The organism is Phycisphaeraceae bacterium, assembly GCA_019636675.1.
GTDB lineage: Bacteria > Planctomycetota > Phycisphaerae > Phycisphaerales > UBA1924 > JAHBXC01.
Window position 1 is genome coordinate 143,238 of record JAHBXC010000004.1, and the last position, 16,751, is coordinate 159,988.

Annotated in this window: 12 protein-coding genes; 9 read left to right on the forward strand and 3 right to left on the reverse strand. The window is 68.9% G+C overall.

The features are described 5' to 3' along the window. The first annotated feature begins 39 nt into the window (after nucleotides 1-39). The 4 genes from KF684_12715 to KF684_12730 all read left to right on the forward strand — a co-directional run bounded on the left by KF684_12715 (nucleotide 40) and on the right by KF684_12730 (nucleotide 4,915). A complete protein-coding gene (locus KF684_12715; protein MBX3353787.1) occupies nucleotides 40-2,514 on the forward strand; it encodes a VacB/RNase II family 3'-5' exoribonuclease in 2,475 nt (824 codons plus the stop codon). A 247-nt stretch (nucleotides 2,515-2,761) separates the two neighbouring features. Next, on the forward strand, nucleotides 2,762-4,018 hold the full coding sequence (locus KF684_12720) for an excinuclease ABC subunit UvrC (GenBank protein MBX3353788.1): 1,257 nt from the start codon (nucleotides 2,762-2,764) through the stop codon (nucleotides 4,016-4,018). A 37-nt stretch (nucleotides 4,019-4,055) separates the two neighbouring features. Next, on the forward strand, nucleotides 4,056-4,499 hold the full coding sequence (locus tag KF684_12725) for a hypothetical protein (protein ID MBX3353789.1): 444 nt from the start codon (nucleotides 4,056-4,058) through the stop codon (nucleotides 4,497-4,499). Further along, nucleotides 4,496-4,915, forward strand: a complete 420-nt coding sequence (locus KF684_12730; protein ID MBX3353790.1) for a hypothetical protein — start codon at nucleotides 4,496-4,498, stop codon at nucleotides 4,913-4,915. Before KF684_12725 ends, KF684_12730 begins: the two co-directional genes overlap by 4 nt. Before the next feature lie 9 nt (nucleotides 4,916-4,924). Here KF684_12730 and KF684_12735 read toward each other — a convergent pair whose 3' ends face one another. Next, a complete protein-coding gene (locus KF684_12735; GenBank protein MBX3353791.1) occupies nucleotides 4,925-5,833 on the reverse strand; it encodes a YggS family pyridoxal phosphate-dependent enzyme in 909 nt (302 codons plus the stop codon). Between the two features lie 189 nt (nucleotides 5,834-6,022). Here KF684_12735 and KF684_12740 point away from each other — a divergent pair, with 189 nt between their 5' ends. The 3 genes from KF684_12740 to KF684_12750 are packed head-to-tail and all read left to right on the forward strand — an operon-like array spanning nucleotide 6,023 to nucleotide 8,994. After that, nucleotides 6,023-6,511: a redoxin domain-containing protein gene (locus tag KF684_12740; protein MBX3353792.1), complete on the forward strand. Its 489-nt coding sequence runs from the start codon at nucleotides 6,023-6,025 to the stop codon at nucleotides 6,509-6,511. Between the two features lie 7 nt (nucleotides 6,512-6,518). After that, nucleotides 6,519-8,180, forward strand: coding sequence for a 2,3-bisphosphoglycerate-independent phosphoglycerate mutase (gpmI, locus tag KF684_12745; GenBank protein MBX3353793.1), 1,662 nt, complete (start codon nucleotides 6,519-6,521; stop codon nucleotides 8,178-8,180). Between the two features lie 4 nt (nucleotides 8,181-8,184). After that, nucleotides 8,185-8,994 carry an SDR family NAD(P)-dependent oxidoreductase gene (locus KF684_12750; GenBank protein MBX3353794.1) on the forward strand — a complete coding sequence of 270 codons (810 nt, stop codon included), beginning with the start codon at nucleotides 8,185-8,187 and terminating at the stop codon, nucleotides 8,992-8,994. Nucleotides 8,995-9,067: 73 nt separating this feature from the next. Here the strand turns inward: KF684_12750 and KF684_12755 are convergent, their stop codons facing one another. Further along, nucleotides 9,068-11,863, reverse strand: coding sequence for a beta-galactosidase (locus KF684_12755; GenBank protein ID MBX3353795.1), 2,796 nt, complete (start codon nucleotides 11,861-11,863; stop codon nucleotides 9,068-9,070). A gap of 183 nt (nucleotides 11,864-12,046) precedes the next feature. Between KF684_12755 and KF684_12760 the strand changes: the two genes are divergently transcribed. Together KF684_12760 and KF684_12765 are read left to right on the forward strand one after the other, a co-directional pair. After that, nucleotides 12,047-13,984 carry a TolC family protein gene (locus KF684_12760; protein MBX3353796.1) on the forward strand — a complete coding sequence of 646 codons (1,938 nt, stop codon included), beginning with the start codon at nucleotides 12,047-12,049 and terminating at the stop codon, nucleotides 13,982-13,984. 257 nt (nucleotides 13,985-14,241) lie between these two features. Then, entirely contained in the window at nucleotides 14,242-16,128 is a 1,887-nt protein-coding gene (locus tag KF684_12765; protein ID MBX3353797.1) for an efflux RND transporter periplasmic adaptor subunit, read from the forward strand. Between the two features lie 60 nt (nucleotides 16,129-16,188). Here the strand turns inward: KF684_12765 and KF684_12770 are convergent, their stop codons facing one another. Continuing rightward, nucleotides 16,189-16,665: a hypothetical protein gene (locus KF684_12770; protein ID MBX3353798.1), complete on the reverse strand. Its 477-nt coding sequence runs from the start codon at nucleotides 16,663-16,665 to the stop codon at nucleotides 16,189-16,191. Between the last annotated feature and the right edge of the window lie 86 nt (nucleotides 16,666-16,751).

Genomic DNA, 16,751 nt, shown 5'->3' on the forward strand with positions numbered 1-16,751 from the left:
CCGAAAGGACACAAATCCGCGGCGCCCTACACTCTCCCCATGCCCCTCCGCTTCCAACGCCCCATCCTGCAGCATGTCCGCCACCGCAACTACGAGCCGGGCGACATCTACCAGCTCGCCGAGGACCTCTCCGTCCCCAAGGACGAGATCCCCGACTTCCGCGCCGCCATATCCATCCTCGTCGAGGAAGGCCAGCTGATCGTCGGCGAGGACAACCTCGTCCGCCTGCCCCCCATCGGCGCCGAGCTCGTCGGCTTCTTCAAGAAGAACCCCAAGGGCTTCGGCTTCATCATCCCGCGCGACGCCAACGAGCACGGCGACCTCTTCGTGCCCCCCGGCGACACCGGCGACGCCATCACCGGCGACCTCGTCCGCGCCAAGGTCGTCCGCCAGAAGGGGCGCAACCAGCCCGGGCAGTCGCCCTTCGTGGGCGTCATCGTCGAGGTCCTCGAGCGCAAGCAGTCCGCCTTCACCGGCGAACTCGTCAAGCGCGGCGGCTCGTTCTATGTCCAGCCCGACGGCAAACTGCTGACAGACCTGATCTCCGTGAAGGATGTCGGCGCCAAGAACGCCGTCGAGGGCGACAAGGTCGTCTTCGAGCTCCTCCACGCGCCCGAGGGCCAGATGCTGGGCGAGGGCGTGATCACCGAGGTGCTCGGCAAGTCGGGCGCGCCCGATGTCGAGACCGCCGCCGTCATCGCCGCGTACAACCTGTCGGAGGAGTTCCCCGAGGACTGCCTGCGCCAGGCGCGCGAGGCCGCCGCCCGCTACGACGAAGAGGTCGACTACGCGATCAAGCAGGGCAAGGGCTTCGACAAGTTCGGCGGGCGCGAGGACATCACCAAAGAGTTCATCCTCACGATCGACCCGCCCGACGCGCGCGACTTCGACGATGCGCTCTCGATCTCGCGCACCAAGGACGGCGGCTGGCGCCTGGGCGTGCACATCGCCGATGTCGCGCACTTCATCCCCGAGGGTTCGCCCCTCGACCTTGAGGCCAAGGAACGCGGCAACTCGACCTACCTCCCGCGCGTCGTGCTGCCCATGCTGCCCGAGCTGCTCTCCAACGGCATCTGCTCGCTGCAGGAGCGCGTGCCGCGCTACGCCAAGTCGGCGTTCATGGAGTACAACAAGGACGGCAAGGTCCTGCGTTCGGGCTTCTCGAGCACCTGCATCAACTCATTCAAGCGACTGACCTATCTCGAGGCCCAGGCGCTGATCGACGGGAACAAGGAAGAGGCGAAGAAGCACGCCAAGACCGAGCCGAACTACACCGAGGAACTGCTCGACGCGCTGCACATGCTCAACGAGCTCTCGAAGGTCATCATGCGCCGGCGCATGAAGCAGGGCATGATCCGGCTCGACCTGCCCCAGGTCGAACTGATCTTCGAAGATGTGCCCGGGCGCGCCGCCAGGGTCATCGACGCCGAGCCCGAGGACGACGCGTACACGCACACGCTCATCGAGATGTGCATGGTCGAGGCCAACGAGGCCTCCGCCCGCCTCTTCGAACGGCTCGGCGTGCCACTGCTGCGCCGAATCCACCCCGAGCCGGCGCCCGGCGCGATGGACGACCTGCGCCAGTCCTTCAGCGTCGCGGGCGTGCGCATCCCCAAGAGCCCCTCACGCGAAGAACTCCAGTCGATCCTCGAGAACACCCGCGGCACGCCCGCCGCCCGCGCGATCCACTTCGCGATCCTCCGCACGCTCACCAAGGCCGAGTATTCCCCAGCGCTCATCGGGCACTTCGCGCTCGCCAGCGAGGCGTACGCGCACTTCACCTCGCCCATCCGGCGCTACCCCGACCTCACGGTGCACCGCGCGCTGGCCGCCTACCTCGCGCGCACCGAGAACGGCAGCAAGCCGCCCCACGACGAGAACGAGCAGAAGCGCATGGGCGCCAAACTCCGGGAAGTTCTGCCCAGCGAGCACGACCTCGTGACGGTCGGGCGCCACTGCTCCAACACCGAGGTGAACTCCGCGGGCGCCGAGCGCGAACTCCGCAACTTCCTCGTGCTGCAACTGCTCAGCGAGCACCTGGGCGAGCCCTTCGAGGGTGTCGTCACGGGCGTCTCGCCCGCCGGCGTGTTCGTGCAGCTCGACAAGTTCCTCGTCGAGGGGCTCGTGAAGTCGCAGGACCTTCCCGTGAAACTCCCCGACGGGCGCATCGTCAGCGGGCGCTGGCGCATCGACGACAAGAGCGGCTCGCTCGTCGAGCAGTCCACCGGGCGCTCGTACAGCATGGGCGACAAGATCGTCATCGCGATCGCGGCGGTCGACCTGCCGCGCCGCCAGATGGAACTGATCGTCGCCGACGCCGACGCGCGCGAGGCGGGCAAGGACAAGAAGATCCACCTGAAACTCGGCGCCGAGGGCGGGGGCGTGGCGAAGGCGGAGGGCGCGGGCTTCAAGGGCATGACCGGCGCGCAGAAGCGCTCGAAGCGCTCCAAGAGCCGCGACAAGAAGAAGGGGGATTTCCGGAGCGACAGGAAGGACAAGGGGAAGAGGCAATAGGCAGTCGGCAATGGGCAATGGGGAAGAGGGGTGGGGTGGCGTGGTGCACGCGCAGCGGGCGCCACGACGCTTGGTCCCGGTCGTCGCATTACTCGTATGATCCCCCGTGAGTCAGCCGCACACCGGCGAGCCCGAACCCATCCCGGATCCGCTCGTTTCGAGCGGGGGTGAACCCCCTCGCGACGAGCGGCTTGTTCGTCTTTTGAAGAAGGCCCGCTCGCTGGGCGCGACGCCCGGGGTCTACCTGATGAAGGACGAGAAGGGCGTGGTGCTCTATGTCGGCAAGGCCGCCCGCCTGCGCGACCGGGTGTCGTCGTACTTCGTGCCCAGCGCGGAACTCGGCCACCTGAAGTCGTCGATGCTCGACCTGGTCGAGGACTTCGAGACCCTCGACTGCGAGACCGAGTGGGAGGCGCTGCTCACCGAGAACCGGCTGATCAAGGACATCCACCCGAAGTTCAATGTCCGGCTGACCGACGACAAGACCTTCCCCTACCTCGCCGTCACGGTGCGCGAGGACTTCCCGCGCGTGTTCGTGACGCGCAACCCGACCGACCCGGAGATCAGGGGCGCCAAGATCTTCGGCCCCTTCACGAGCGCCTACGCGCTGCGCGAGGCGGTCACGCTGCTGCAGCGCGTGTTCAGGTTCCGCACCTGCACGCTCGATATCGCCGAGAACGACCCGAAGAACCGCTTCTTCCGGCCCTGCATCCTCTACAACATCCACCAGTGCACCGCGCCGTGCGCCGACAAGGTCTCCAAACCCGCCTACCGCGAGGACATCGACCGGCTGGTGAAGTTCCTGGGGACGAAGCGCTCGGTGATGCTGCGCGAGATGCGCGAGGAGATGGAGGCGGCGTCGCGCGTGCTGGCGTTCGAGCGCGCCGCGACGCTGCGCGACCAGATCAAAGCGATCGAGAAACTCGACGAGCGCGCCTCGAAGCGCGACGGCTGGCAGCCGGAGTCCGAGGTCCTGATCGAGAACCCGAAGAAGGCGCTGGTCTCGCTGCAGAAGGCGCTGGGGATGGACGCGCCGATCCGGTGTCTCGAAGCGATCGACATCGCGCACCTGCAGGGGGGCGAGACCGTCGGCAGCAAGGTCTGCTTCGTCGACGGGCGCCCGCTCAAGAACGAGTACCGGCGCTACAAGATCACGAGCGCCGACAACGACGATTACGCGTCGATCCGCGAGGTCGTCTCCCGGCGCTACCGCGAGGCGGGCGAGGGGCACGAGTTGTACCCCGATGTGATCCTCATCGACGGCGGGCTGGGCCAGTTGCACGCCGCGATGGAGGCGTTCGCGACGCTCGATGTGAAACCCCCGATGGTGATCTCGCTCGCGAAGCGCGAGGAACTGATCTATACGCAGGAGCGCAGCGAGCCGATCCGGCTGTCGCGCACCAACGCCGGGCTGAAACTCTGCCAGGCGATCCGCGACGAGGCGCACCGCTTCGCGCAGCACTACCACCACATCCTGCGCCGGAAGAAGACGCTGGAGGAGTAGGGAGCGGGGCAGTGTGCGGGGTTGTATGCTTTCGGATATGCGACGGCTCTGCTCCATCTCGCTTGCGGCGTGCGTCCTCGCGACGGGGTGCTCGTCAGTGCGCGAATTCGATGTCCGCGTGGTGAACGCCGACTCGCGCGAGCCGGCGCAGGGCGTCCGCGTGCGCGCCATCTCGCTCAATTCCGGGCTGGTGCCCCTGCCCCTCAACTCCGCCACGATCGACGAGGCGCTCTCGCTCGATGCCGTCGAGGAAGCGGCCTCAACGAACCGTGACGGCGTCGCGTCGCTTCGACTGCGCACGAAGGCGCCCTACCTCCTCGAACTCTCCCCGCCCCCGATGCTCGCGTTCGAGTCCGACAACCCAGCGTGGGCGGCGCCCCCGATGCGCTTCCGCTTCGACACGCGCACCCGAGAGATCACGACCTTCCCACCCACCGCCAACACCCGCTGGTGGCCCTACGCGCTGGAGAACGCCCGATGAACCGAGCCGTCACGCTGTCGATCGGGTGGCTCGCGGCCCTGCTGCTGACGGGCTGCGGCTACACCTACGCGCCGCTCACGGTCGAGGTGCGTGAACGCCTGACCGAGCGCCCCGTCGAGGGCGCGACCGTCTTCATCGATTACGCGCGCACCATCAACCCGGCCCCGCCGACCACCGCCGAGGGCGTCACCGACCAGGACGGCGCGGTCACGCTCATCGCGGCGACGTACAACCGGCTCGTCGTCACCGTCACGCCCCCGGGCGTGGGCGAGGTCCGGCACGTCTTCGCCGCCGACCACCCGGCCGCGTACGGGCCCTCGTCGTGGATCAACACCTTCACCGATGTGCGAGGCGACCCGGCGCGCGTCGTGATCCGCGTGCTGCCGGCTCGTGCGCCGGCGCCGAACCCGGACTAAGTCGGCGCGTCACCGCGCGGCGCGTTCGCGGTCCGAGACGACCTCAGGGAAAGGGAGGCCTTCCTCACCCTCCGCGTCGCCGGGCTCCTCGCGCTCGTCGTCGGGCTCGTCGGCGTTGGCAGGGGCCTCGCCGAAGATGGCGCTCCCGACGCGCACCAGATTGGAGCCCTCCTCGATCGCGACCTCGAAATCGCCCGACATGCCCGTCGAGAGGATGTTGAATCGCCCGTCGGAGTAGCCGCGCTTCCGCATCTCTTCGAAGAGCTCGCGAAGGCGCTGGAACGCCGGGCGCGCGTCCTCGGGGTTGTCGCTGTAGGCGGCCATGGTCATCAGGCCGCGGAGGCGCACGTTGACCATGCTCTCGATCTGCTCGGCGAGGGGCATGGCGGCGGCGATCGCGATCCCGCCCTTCTGCGCCTCGAACGAGCAGTTGACCTGGAGCAGCACCTCCACAGGTTCCTTGCGTTTGACGGCGAAGGCGTGGATCTCTTCCGCGAGGCGCAGGTTGTCGACGGTGTGGATCAGGCGCGACAGCTCGATGGCCTTCTTGACCTTGTTGCGCTGGAGCGTCCCGATCATGTGCCAGCGCACGCCCTCGCTGGCCGCGGCGCTGCTCGCGCCCTCCCCGGCGACGCCCTTGAGGGTGCGGGCCCGGGCGAGGAACTCCTCCGCCATCGCGGCCCGCTGCACGAGGTTCTGCACCCGGTTCTCGCCGAAGTCGCGGTGCCCCATCGCGATCAGATCGCGGATCTGCGACGGGTCGGCGTGCTTCGTCACCGCGACCAGCATCACATCGGACCCGTTGCGTCCGATCCGGGAGGCGGCCCTCGCGATGCGCGCCCGGACGGTCTCGTACCGCTCGCGCAGCACGGGGTCGCCCACGCCTGGGCCCTGTCGGTTGTCGGTCTCGGTCGGCATCGCGAATCCTCCGCGAGTCTCGTTCCGGGCGCCGTCGAGGGCGACCCATCGGGGCCGGGCGGGGCGCGTCCTGCGCCGGCGCTCGCCGCGACGACCCTATCGTACAGGCAACGGGTTCGGGCCGAAAGCGCCCGCTCGCGTTCTTCACCGATCATCCACCCCGGGCTCACCCACGGAGCGCACCGCCCCATGACCACCGCCACGCACGAGACCCTCACGCCCCGCGACACCCCGATCCGAGTCGGCGAGCTCGCCCCCGATTTCACCCTGCAGGACCAGGACCGCAAGGACGTGACCCTCAGCGAGCTGCTTGCGCAGGGCAAAGACGTCGTCCTTTCGTTCTACCCCTTCGACTTCAGCGCCGTGTGCTCGACCGAGATGGGCTGCTTCACACGCGACATCGCGAAGTTCAAGGACAAGGGCGCCGCCGTGGTGGGCATCTCCTGCGATTCGCCCTGGGCGCACAAGGCCTGGGCCGAGGCCATCGGCATCAGGATCCCCCTGCTCGCCGACCTGCACCGCCAGGTGTGCCGCGCGTACGGGTTCTATTTCGCCCCGCTCAACGTCGCGTCCCGCGGCACCGTGGTCATCGGCCCCGACCGCAGGGTCAAGTGGGTCAACACCCGCGAACTCAAGGACGCGATCGACAACGACACGCTGCTCGCGGCGATCAGCTGAGGCCGACATGCCCACCCTGCGCAACACGCCCTGCGTCCTCATCATCCGCGATGGCTGGGGGCGCAACCCCCACCCCGAGCACGACGCGTTCAACGCGATCAAACTCGCCGACACCCCCGTCGACGACCGCCTGATGCGCGAGTTCCCCTCCACCCTCATCCGCACCAGCGGCGAGGACGTCGGCCTCCCCGACGGGACCATGGGCAACAGCGAGGTCGGGCACCAGAACATCGGCGCAGGGCGCATCGTCTACCAGGAATCGGTGCGCATCACGCTCTCGATCCGCGAGGGCCAGTTCTACGACAACTTCGTCCTGCGCGCCGCTGTCCAGAAGGCCAAAGAGACCGGCGGCGCCGTCCACCTGTTCTGCATCGCGTCCGACGCCGGCGTGCACGGGCAATTGGACCACCTGTTCGCCAGCATCGAGCTCTGCAAGCGCCTCGACCACAAACGCGTCTACATCCACCTGTTCACCGACGGACGCGACACCGGCCCGTTCAGCGGGCTGGAGTTCGTCGAGCGCGTCGAGCGGAAGTGTGTGGAACTGGGCGTCGGGCAGATCGGCTCGGTCATCGGTCGCTATTACGCGATGGACCGCGACAACCGCTGGGAACGAACGAGGGCCGCGTACACCTGCCTGACCGGGCAGGGCGCTCGCGCGGCAGACACCTCGATCTTCCCGACCGCGATGGACGCCGTGCGCTCCTACTACGACAAGCCCTCGAACGACTCGCAGCGTGGCGACGAGTTCATCACGCCCGCGATGATCGGCGCCGACATCAAGGACGCCCTCGCCAAGCGCGTCACCAACAACGACAGCGTGATTTTCGTCAACTACCGGGGCGACCGCCCCCGCCAGATCTGCCGCGCCTTCGTGCTGCCCGAGTTCTACGGCGCCATGAAGCCCTCGCCCGACACGGGCGAGAAGGGCTTCGATCGCGGCGCGCGGCTCGGCCTCTTCTTCGTCACGATGACCGGCTACTCCGACGACCTGCGCCCCTATGTCCATGTCGCCTTCCCCAAGGCGCCCAAGATGACGAACATCCTTGGCGAGTGGCTCAGCACGCACGGCGTCTCGCAGTTCCGCTGCGCCGAGACCGAGAAGTTCCCCCATGTCACCTTCTTCTTCAACGACTACCGCGACGAACCCTTCGAGGGCGAGCGTCGCGGCATCGTCCAGTCGCCGCGCGTCTCGACCTACGACCTCAAGCCCGAGATGAGCGCCAACGAGGTTCGCGACGAGGTGCTCGCGCGCCTTCGCGCGTGGAAAGACAGCGACGGCGCGCAGGGCGAGCCCGTCATCGTCGTGAACTTCGCCAACGGCGACATGGTCGGGCACACCGGCAAACTCGACGCCGCCGTCAAGGCCTGCGAGACCGTCGACCGCTGCGTCGGCGCGATCCTCGACGAAGTCGCGGCGCTGGGCGGGTCCGCGATCGTCACCGCCGACCACGGCAACGCGGAGCAGATGTGGGACCCCGAGACCAACAACCCCCACACGGCGCACACCACCTACGAGGTGCCCCTTATCGTCGTGGGCGACGCGTTCAAGGGGCGTCGCCTGCGCGAGGGCGGGCGCCTCGCCGACATCGCGCCGACGCTGCTCGACATGATCGGCATGGACAACCCCCCCGAGATGACGGGTGAGAGTCTGATCGTCAAGGAGTGACCCCGTGGCGATCGACCTGACAGGCAAACCGATCGTGATCGCCGGCGCGAGCAGCGGCATCGGCGCCGCGACGGCGCGCGCGTGCGCACGCGCCGGGATGCCCGTCGTGCTCGGCGCGCGCCGGACCGACCGGCTCGAGTCGCTCGCGCGAGAGATCGAGTCCGCCGGCGGCAAAGCCGCCTTCGCGCCCTGCGATGTCACGAAAGAAGGCGAGTGCGAGCGCCTGATCGCCCTCTGCGCCGAGCGATTCGGCCCCGTCTACGCGGCCTACGCGAACGCGGGCTACGGCTTCGAGGCCACGGCGCACAAGACCACGGCGCAGCAGTGGCGCGACATCTTCGAGGTCAATTTCTTCGGAACGCTGCGCCTCCTCGACGCCGCGACCCCCGCGATGCTCGACCAGAACCGCGGCCACCTGCTGATCTGCTCGTCGTGCCTGGGGCGGTTCCCCACGCCGGTCTATTCCGCGTACAGCGCGACGAAGGCGGCCCAGCACCATGTCGGGCGCGCGATGGGCGTCGAGCTGCGCGGCAAAGGCGTGTTCGTCTCGACGGTCCACCCGATCGGCACGCTCACGGAATTCTTCGACACGGCCGACTCGCGCAGCGAGGCCGCGAAGTTCACCAAGCGCACCCCGCGCTTCGCGATGCAGACGCCCGAGCGCGTCGCCGGCGCGATCGTCAAGTGCCTGCGCAAACCGAAGCCGGAGGTCTGGACGAGCCTGCCCACGCGAACCGCGATCGGGCTGGCGTCGATGTTCCCCAGAACCACCGACGCCTTCCTCCGGCGCGCCATGCGCGACGGCATCGAATGAAACAGCCCGGGCAACAGGGTGCGCCTGAACGCTCCCCCTGCTCCCCACTCCCTGCTCCCCGCTGCCTTCTCCCTCACACCATCATGCCGGCCGAGGTGTCGTAGACCAGCTTGATCTTGCCCGGCGCGGCGCCGTGCTCGTCGAAGATGGTGACGATGTTCGGCTGGCCGACCTTGAGCCACGACTCGGGCAGCCAGTGTTTCGTGACCGGGCCGACATCCTTGGAGTCGTTGGTCGCGACGAAGTATCGGCCGAGGTTGCGCCCGTTGAGATAGATCTGGCCCTTCGTCATGCCGCCCATGTCGAGGAAGAGCGGCTCGGCGAGCGAACGGACAACAAAGGTGGTGCGCCACCACATGGGAACGCCCTCGGGCGCCGCCTTGCGGATTGCGGTCTTGGTCGCGCTGTGGAAGGCGTCGTCCGCCGGGGGCTCCCACTTGGCGAAGGCGATGTCGGCCTTGTCGGTGAGGACCTCTTCGCCCTCGTAGAACGAGGTGGCCTTGTCGAGCTCGGCGAGGATGTCCGCCGGCTCGCGCCCCCCGGCGACGGGGTCGGCGATGATCGCGAGCTGGACCGTGTTCTTGCCTGCCTTGAAGGGCGCTTCGTCGCTGGTGTTCTCCATGCGCACGACGGCGCGCTCGCCGGCGTCGACGAAGTCCACGATCGTGTTGTTCACCAGCACGAGCGCCGGCGCCGGGCAGCGCAGGACTTCCATGAACACCGGCGTCTTGCGCCGGTGCTGGAACGACCATGTCACGCGGTCCGGGTGGGTGCGAACGCCGGTGCGCAGGCCCATGAGCGGCGTGCGCCAGGTCAGCGGCGCGAGCGGGTCGCCCTGCTCGAGGGTCGCCTTGCCGGGCTTGAGGTCGCCGGCCTGCACGATCTCGCCCACCAGGCCCTTGCGCCGGTGCATGTGCGAGCCGCCGTCGACGCGCCCCATGTTGTCGACCAGCAGCGTGAGGGTGTGCTTGCGCTTCTTGAGGGGCAGGCCCACGACGCGCCCGGACGCGCCGGGCCCGTCGCCCGCGATCTCGACGAACTGCCCGTCGAGGTACGCGTGCGCGCGATCGCTGAGGTCGAACATCCCGGCCTTGACCTTCGACGCGCTCTTCGAATTGAACCGCAGGCGCAGCCACCCGTAGCCGTACGGCGCGCCCAGGTCGTGCATCGACGCGAGCGCCGGGATAGTCGCGTAGCGCTCGCTCTCGCCCTCGAGGTACTGCGTCTGCGCTGCGGAGGACCACTCGTCGAGCGCCGGCGCTTCGAGCGCGGGCGCCTTCTTGCCCGAGCCGGCGGCGCTCTTGTCCACCTTCCCGTCGGACGCGACGCGGTAGTGCGTGCGGAAATCCGGGTGCGGCACGGGCTCGTTGTCGGCGTCGAGCCCGGCGACGCCCACGAACACCGCTTCGTCGGTCGCGTAGGTCGCGTCGATCATCGCCTCCGAGCACACGATGACCGTGGTGTTCTCGAGCTCCTCGATCACCGGGGTCTTGCCGGTGGGGACCTCGACCGGCAGCTCGGCGCCGTTGATCGACAGGACGCCCTTCGCGCCGGCGGGGCCGAAACACACGAAGACCTTGCCGACCTGGGCGAAGGGCTGCAGCGAACAGAAATCCAGCGTGGAGCGCCCGTGCAGGTGCGTGTCGAAGAGGAACCACGCGCAGTCCTGATCGCCCGTGCTGACGCGCAGCACGCGCCCGTCGGCGGTGAGCAGGTCGATCGGGTCATGGCCCTTGGACGCGAAGACGAACGCGATCCCGCCGCGCTGCCCGTGGGTGTGCACGACGCTCACGCCCTTGGCGCCCGGCGTCGGCGCGATGCCGATGGGCTGGTAGGACGGGTCGAGCCCCGAGAGAACGCGCCCGAACCGTGACGCGAAGGTCGCGAGGCGCTTCATCGTGAAATACGCCGGCGTGCGCAGGCCGGCGCAGGTGAGCATCGAGTTGTAATCGCCCGGCTGCGAGCACGAGAAGCCCTGCGAGTCGCCCGCGCGTCGCCCGCCGTAGAACTCGAAGAACGAGCCCGGCGCGAACCGCGACACGACGAACTGCGCGCCGGCGGCGGTCGCCTCGACGAGCGTGCGCTGCGCCTCGGCCGGAGAAACCGTCGGCGGGTGCTCGCCCCACGCGGTCACCGGCGAGTTCGCGAACTCCATGAGCAGGCGCGGCGTCGAGGGCGACACCACGCGCAGCTGGCGGAACATCGCGAGGAGCTGGTCGGAGCCCGACCAGCCGTCGATCTCGCCCTCGACGGGCTGGAAGAGGTTGTTGCAGTTGACGAAGGGGACGGTGAAGCCGCTCTCGCGCAGGAAGCGACCGAGTTCGGAGAGATAGCGATCGGACGCGTCGTCGTCGCCGCAGAACCAGCGGTGCTCGACCTGGATCATCGCGATCGCGCCGCCCTGGGCGACCTGGAGGTTCTTGATCTGCCCGGCGAGGTTGGAGAACCAGCGCGAGACCGCCTCGAGGAACTCGGGCGCGCCGCCTCGGACCTTGGCGATCTTGGGGTTGGGCTCGGTCTTCTCCGGCGGCTTGAGGGTGCCGGCCCAGGCCGGCATGCCACCCATATCCCACGAATCGCCGATGACCGGGCCGGGGCGCAGGATCGCGAGCAGGCCCATCTCGCCGATGAGCTCAACGAAGGTGCGGATGTCTCGATCGCCCTCAAAGTCGTACACATTCGCGCGCGGCTCGTGGAAGCACCACGGGACGGGCACGAGGATCGTGTTGAACCCGGCCTGCTTCGCGGCGCGCAGGCGGTCGGCCCACAGCGCCCGAGGGACCGAGGCGTAGCACACCTGCGCGGCGACGAGCCAGTGCCTGCGTCCGTCGAGGAGGAAGCTCTGGCCGTCGAAGGTGATGCTCGGCATAGGGTGGATCGCGCTCCTGGGGTCGCGTGCACGCGGTGAGGGAGAGGGGCGGCGGACCCCCGCGAACAGGCGATCGCCGCGACGCGCACGCTCGAGAGAGTGGCGCGTTTCGTGAGGGCGAGAATAGGTCTCATTCGGGCTCCTCGCAACGCCTGCGCGCGAACTCGGTAGACTCGCCCCCCCATGCGACCCCCCTCACCCCATCGCTCTCACGCCCGTCAGAACCCTCTTTCCGGGGCCTGGCGCGGGATTTGCGCGAGCCCGACCCGCATCGCGTCCCTTCTGGCGGTCGCTGGCGCCTGCTTCGCGTTCACCCCGGGCTGCACCAACATCAGCTCGGTCGATCGTGACATCGAGAAACTGCTCGCCAGGCGGACCAACGCCCTCGGGGCCGACGCGCGAGTCCCCGAGCCGGTCATGCGAGACCCCAGCCAGGTCCGCCCCGAACGCCCGGCGTTCGAGGAGCAGCCCCCCAGCGTCAACCCCGACGCCGACGAGCTCCCCTTCCGCGATCGGCCGCCCATCAGCGCCGAGCGGCGCCTCGAGCGCCTCGACACCTTCCTCGACATCCCCGAGGACGCGCGCGTCGTCGACCTCAGCACCGTCCTGCGCACCTCCCAGTCCAACGCGCGCGAATACATCAACGCCGAAGAGGACTATGTCCTCGACGCGATCCGCCTCCTCATCGAACGACACCGCTGGGGACCCCGCTTCTTCGACGACCTCGTCGCACGCTTCGACGCCTTCAACCTCGACCCCCAGGGCGGCGAGTACCGCGTCGTCGGCGAGCTCATCAACACCCTGCGCGTCACCCAGCGACTGCCCTACGGCGGCAACGTCGAGGCGGCGCTCGTCACGCGCGCCACCGACGAACTGCGCAACGCCGCTACCGAGGACTATGTCTCCTCCAGCGACATCGTCCTCACCGCCAACATCCCGCTCCTCCGCGGCGCCGGCATGGTCGCGCGCGAGGACCTCATCCAGTCCGAGCGAAACCTCGTCTACGGCGCCCGGCGCTTCGAGCGCTTCCGGCGCCAGTTCTTCGTCGACGTCTGCACCAACTACTTCGACCTCCTCCTGCAGCGCCAGAACATCGCCAACCAGATCGCCAGCGTCGAGAGCGTCCGACGCGAGCAGCGCCGCCTCCAGGAACTCGCCGAAGCAGGCCGACGGTCCGCGTTCGACGTGAACAACTTCCGCCAGCAGGTCCTGCGCGGCGAGAACTCCGTGCTCAACGCCAAAGAGGCCTACCGCGTCGCCCTCGACCGCTTCAAGGTCCGCATCGGCGTCCCGCTCGACGAAGAGATCACCCTCGCCCCGGTCGACCTCACCATCCCCGAGCCCGACGTCACCCCCACCGGCGCCGCCGAACTCGCGCTGCGCTACCGGCTCGACCTGCAGAACCGGCGCGACCAGATCGAAGACGCGCGCCGCGCCGTCGCCAACTCTCGCAACCAGCTCCTGCCCGACTTCGAGCTCACCGGTCGCGCCAACATCCCGACCCAGTCCGACCGGCGACTCGGCGGCGCCAACTTCCGCACCGACGAGGGCGACTACTCCGTCGCGGCCCGGTTCTCGCTCCCCCTCGACCGGCAGATCGAGCGGCTCAACCTCCGCTCGGCCACGATCTCGCTCGAACGCGCCATCCGCGAGCTCGAGAACTTCATCGACAACATCGTCATCAGCGCCCGCCAGGCAGCCCGCGACATCGATCGCGCGCAGTTCTCGATCCTCCAGCAGGAAGAAACCATCCGCATCAACGAGCTGCGCCTCGAGGAACTCAAGCTCAAGATCGACACCGTCCAGTCGCAGGACATCCTCAACGCCGAGAACGACCTGCTCGACGCGCGCAACGCGCGCGACAGCGCCATCCGCGACTACCGCGTCGCGGTCCTGCGCTACCTCCTCGAGACCGACCAGCTGCGAGTCTCGAACCAGGGCGCCTTCCTGCCCCTTCAGGGCATGCTCGTCGAGGGCTTCGACCCCAACCAGCCGCGCCCCGCGCCGCGAGCCCCCGATCCCCTCCCCGAGCTGCAGCCTGAACAGGAGAACGCTCCGGAGACTCAGGGGGCGCCGGGGGCGCCCGAGCAGGGCACGAACACCGTCACCCCCGGCGGCTGATCGTTCCCCACGCCCGAGAACCCTGCCCGACGCGCCGACGCATCATTTCGACGAATGCGCGCCCCGAAGTCGCTCCGGTGCATCGATCGGACCAATGTCGCCGAAACACAGGTGGTCCTTCGGGCGTCTCACCGAAACCGAGCCGCCCATGACCGGTTTACGCACTCGGATCGCCGGCGCGTGACGCGCCCGGTCGCGTCGCTCGCCTCGCCCCTCACCCGCCCTGTCGCTTCCCTCCGTCCCCGGAGCCGTCCCGAATGTCTCAGCCCCGCCCCACGACCGGCCCCCTGGCCGGCCCCAGCATCGCTCACCCCGCCCCCTCGCGAGGTCGCCGCCTCGGCCCGACCCGTCGCGGCGGGATCGCCGTCCCCCTGGCGATCGTGCTGGCCTCCGGCGCCGTCGTCGCCGGGGCCGCGTACTTCGTGATGCGCGACACCGGCTCGTCGCAGACCAGCAGCGCCGAGCTCTTCCAGGCGTCCGTCTCGTCGTTCGACATCACGGTCGCCGCCAACGGCGAGCTGGAGGCGGCCCGCCAGACCGAGATCCGCAGCGAGCTCGAGAAGCCGGCGGACATCGTGTTCGTGATGGCCGAGGGCAGCCGCGTGCGTCAGGGCGACCTGGTCGTCGAGCTCGCGTCCGAGACGATCAAGAACGACCTCGACGAGGAGCTGCTGCGCGTCGAGCAGGCCCGCAACGACCTCATCGGCGCCGAGAACAACCTCGAGATCCAGCGCAACGAGAACGACTCGGCCTATCGCGCCGCGATCCTCAAGCTCGAGCTCGCGCAGATCGAGTGGAACAAGTGGAGCGAGGGCGACGACGTCAAGCGCCTCCAGGAGCTCCGCCTGAACATCGAGACCAGCGAGAAGGACCACGACCGCGCGCTCGAGAAGTTCATGCGCTCCCAGCGCCTCTTCGACAGCGAGTTCCTCTCGCGCGACGAGCTCAAGCAGGACGAGATCACCGAGCTCCGCGCACGCGCCCAGATCCAGAAGGCCAAGCTCGAGCTGAATGTCTACGAGGAATACGAGCGCCCCAAGCAGATCAAGCAGCTCCAGAGCAACATCACCGAGGCCGAGCAGGACCTCGAGCGCGTGAAGCGCCGCAACGCCGCCAACCTCGCCAGCCGCGAGGCCGACGTCGCCAACCGTCGTCGCTCGCTGCGCATCCGCGAGGAACGCCTCGCCAAGCTCGAGGACCAGCTCCGCAAGACCAAGATCTTCGCCCCGCAGGACGGCCTGGTCGTCTACGCCACCAGCGTCGGCGAGCGGCGCGGCATGGCCATGTTCGGCGGCGAGTCCTCCCTCCAGGTCGGGCGCACCGTCCGCCCCAACGAGGCGCTCATCATCCTCCCCGACACCAGCGGCATGGTCGCCAGCGTGCGCGTCCACGAGTCCCTCGCAGGGCGCGTCCGGCGTGGCCAGCCCGCCAGCATCCGCGTCGACGCCGTCCAGGGACGAACCTTCGATGGCACCGTCTCGAGCATCGGCATCCTCGCCGAGTCCGGCGGCTGGCGCGACCCCAACCTGCGCGAATACACCGTCAAGATCACTCTCAACATCACCGAGGAAGAGGCCAAGGTCCTCAAGCCCGCCATGCGCTCCGAGGCCCAGATCGTCCTCGGGCGCGTTAACGAGGCGCTCAGCATCCCGGTGCAGGCGGTCTTCAACGACGGCGCCACCCGCTACGTCGTCGTCCCCGAGGGCAACCGTTTCCGCAAGGTCCCGGTCCTCGTCGGGCAGCGCTCCAACACCTTCGCCCAGGTCCTCGCCGGCATCGACGAGGGCTCGCGCGTTCTCGTCCGCGAGCCGCGCCCGTCGGAACTCGTCTCCAACGAGATCCCCGACACCGCGATCGCCGCCCTGCAGGAGAAGGCCAAGTCCCTCGGCATCCCCACCGGCGCCCCCGGGGGCGGTCGCGGCGGCATGCCCGGCATGATGATGCAGGCCGGAGGCCAGGCCCCCGGCGCAGTCCCGGGCGCTCGCCCCGCAGGCGCAGGCGCGAGGCCCGCCGCCACGGCGACCGACGCCGCCACCGACGCGTCGGCCCGCAAGCCCGACGAACGACAGAGCAACTCGGGCGAGAAACCCGCCGAGACCAGGCCGGCCGAGACACGCGTCGAAGCCCCCACCGACAAGAAGTGAACCATCAGAGCCGCGGCTTGGAGGACGCGGCTCGAAGCGCGCATGGTTCGTTGATGGTCGTCACCGCCTGCGTCGCGAAACAACGCACGCCGCGACGCACAGGAGCGCCGGAACACCCGGCCCCGGGATCGCCGCGGCGAGTCGCAGTGTGAATAGGCCCGAGGCGGGCGAGTCGAACCCGTAGCGGCCCAGCTCCGACGAGCTCAGGCCGTACAACGCCTGTGACGGCATGAGCAGGCGAAGACCATGACGGAACTCAAGCTCTCCCTCGCGCCAGGTCTCCGTCCACTCACGCCCACCGCCGACCGTGTCGAGAAGACCCCATGGGCTCTGCACATCCGGGTAGCTCCCGACATCCAGCGGCCGGTGCTGCCCCTCGGGCCACTGGTTCGGCGTGCCCCCGTTGGTCTCCCCGCCCAGCGCGGGGTCGCCCGGGATCGGCGTCTGATCGCTCGAATGGCCGTAGAGCCAGTATCCGCCCTCGTCCTCACCGTGGCGGTTGGGGTCGTAATAAGTCGCCTTGATCAATTCGTCCATCGACGGGATCCAGAATCGCGACCCCGGCGAGCGCGAGTCCTGATCCAAACGGTAAGCGACCCCCTTCGGCCCATCCGGCACGCGCA

Coding starts and splice junctions, on each gene's coding strand:
- KF684_12735 (MBX3353791.1), bottom strand. CDS start 5,833: ATGCCGACCGAGACCGACAACCGACAGGGCCCAGGCGTGGGCGACCCC.
- KF684_12725 (MBX3353789.1), top strand. CDS start 4,056: ATGCGACGGCTCTGCTCCATCTCGCTTGCGGCGTGCGTCCTCGCGACG.
- KF684_12765 (MBX3353797.1), top strand. CDS start 14,242: ATGTCTCAGCCCCGCCCCACGACCGGCCCCCTGGCCGGCCCCAGCATC.
- KF684_12720 (MBX3353788.1), top strand. CDS start 2,762: ATGAAGGACGAGAAGGGCGTGGTGCTCTATGTCGGCAAGGCCGCCCGC.
- KF684_12755 (MBX3353795.1), bottom strand. CDS start 11,863: ATGCCGAGCATCACCTTCGACGGCCAGAGCTTCCTCCTCGACGGACGC.
- KF684_12740 (MBX3353792.1), top strand. CDS start 6,023: ATGACCACCGCCACGCACGAGACCCTCACGCCCCGCGACACCCCGATC.
- KF684_12760 (MBX3353796.1), top strand. CDS start 12,047: ATGCGACCCCCCTCACCCCATCGCTCTCACGCCCGTCAGAACCCTCTT.
- KF684_12730 (MBX3353790.1), top strand. CDS start 4,496: ATGAACCGAGCCGTCACGCTGTCGATCGGGTGGCTCGCGGCCCTGCTG.
- KF684_12715 (MBX3353787.1), top strand. CDS start 40: ATGCCCCTCCGCTTCCAACGCCCCATCCTGCAGCATGTCCGCCACCGC.
- gpmI (MBX3353793.1), top strand. CDS start 6,519: ATGCCCACCCTGCGCAACACGCCCTGCGTCCTCATCATCCGCGATGGC.
- KF684_12770 (MBX3353798.1), bottom strand. CDS start 16,665: ATGGACGAATTGATCAAGGCGACTTATTACGACCCCAACCGCCACGGT.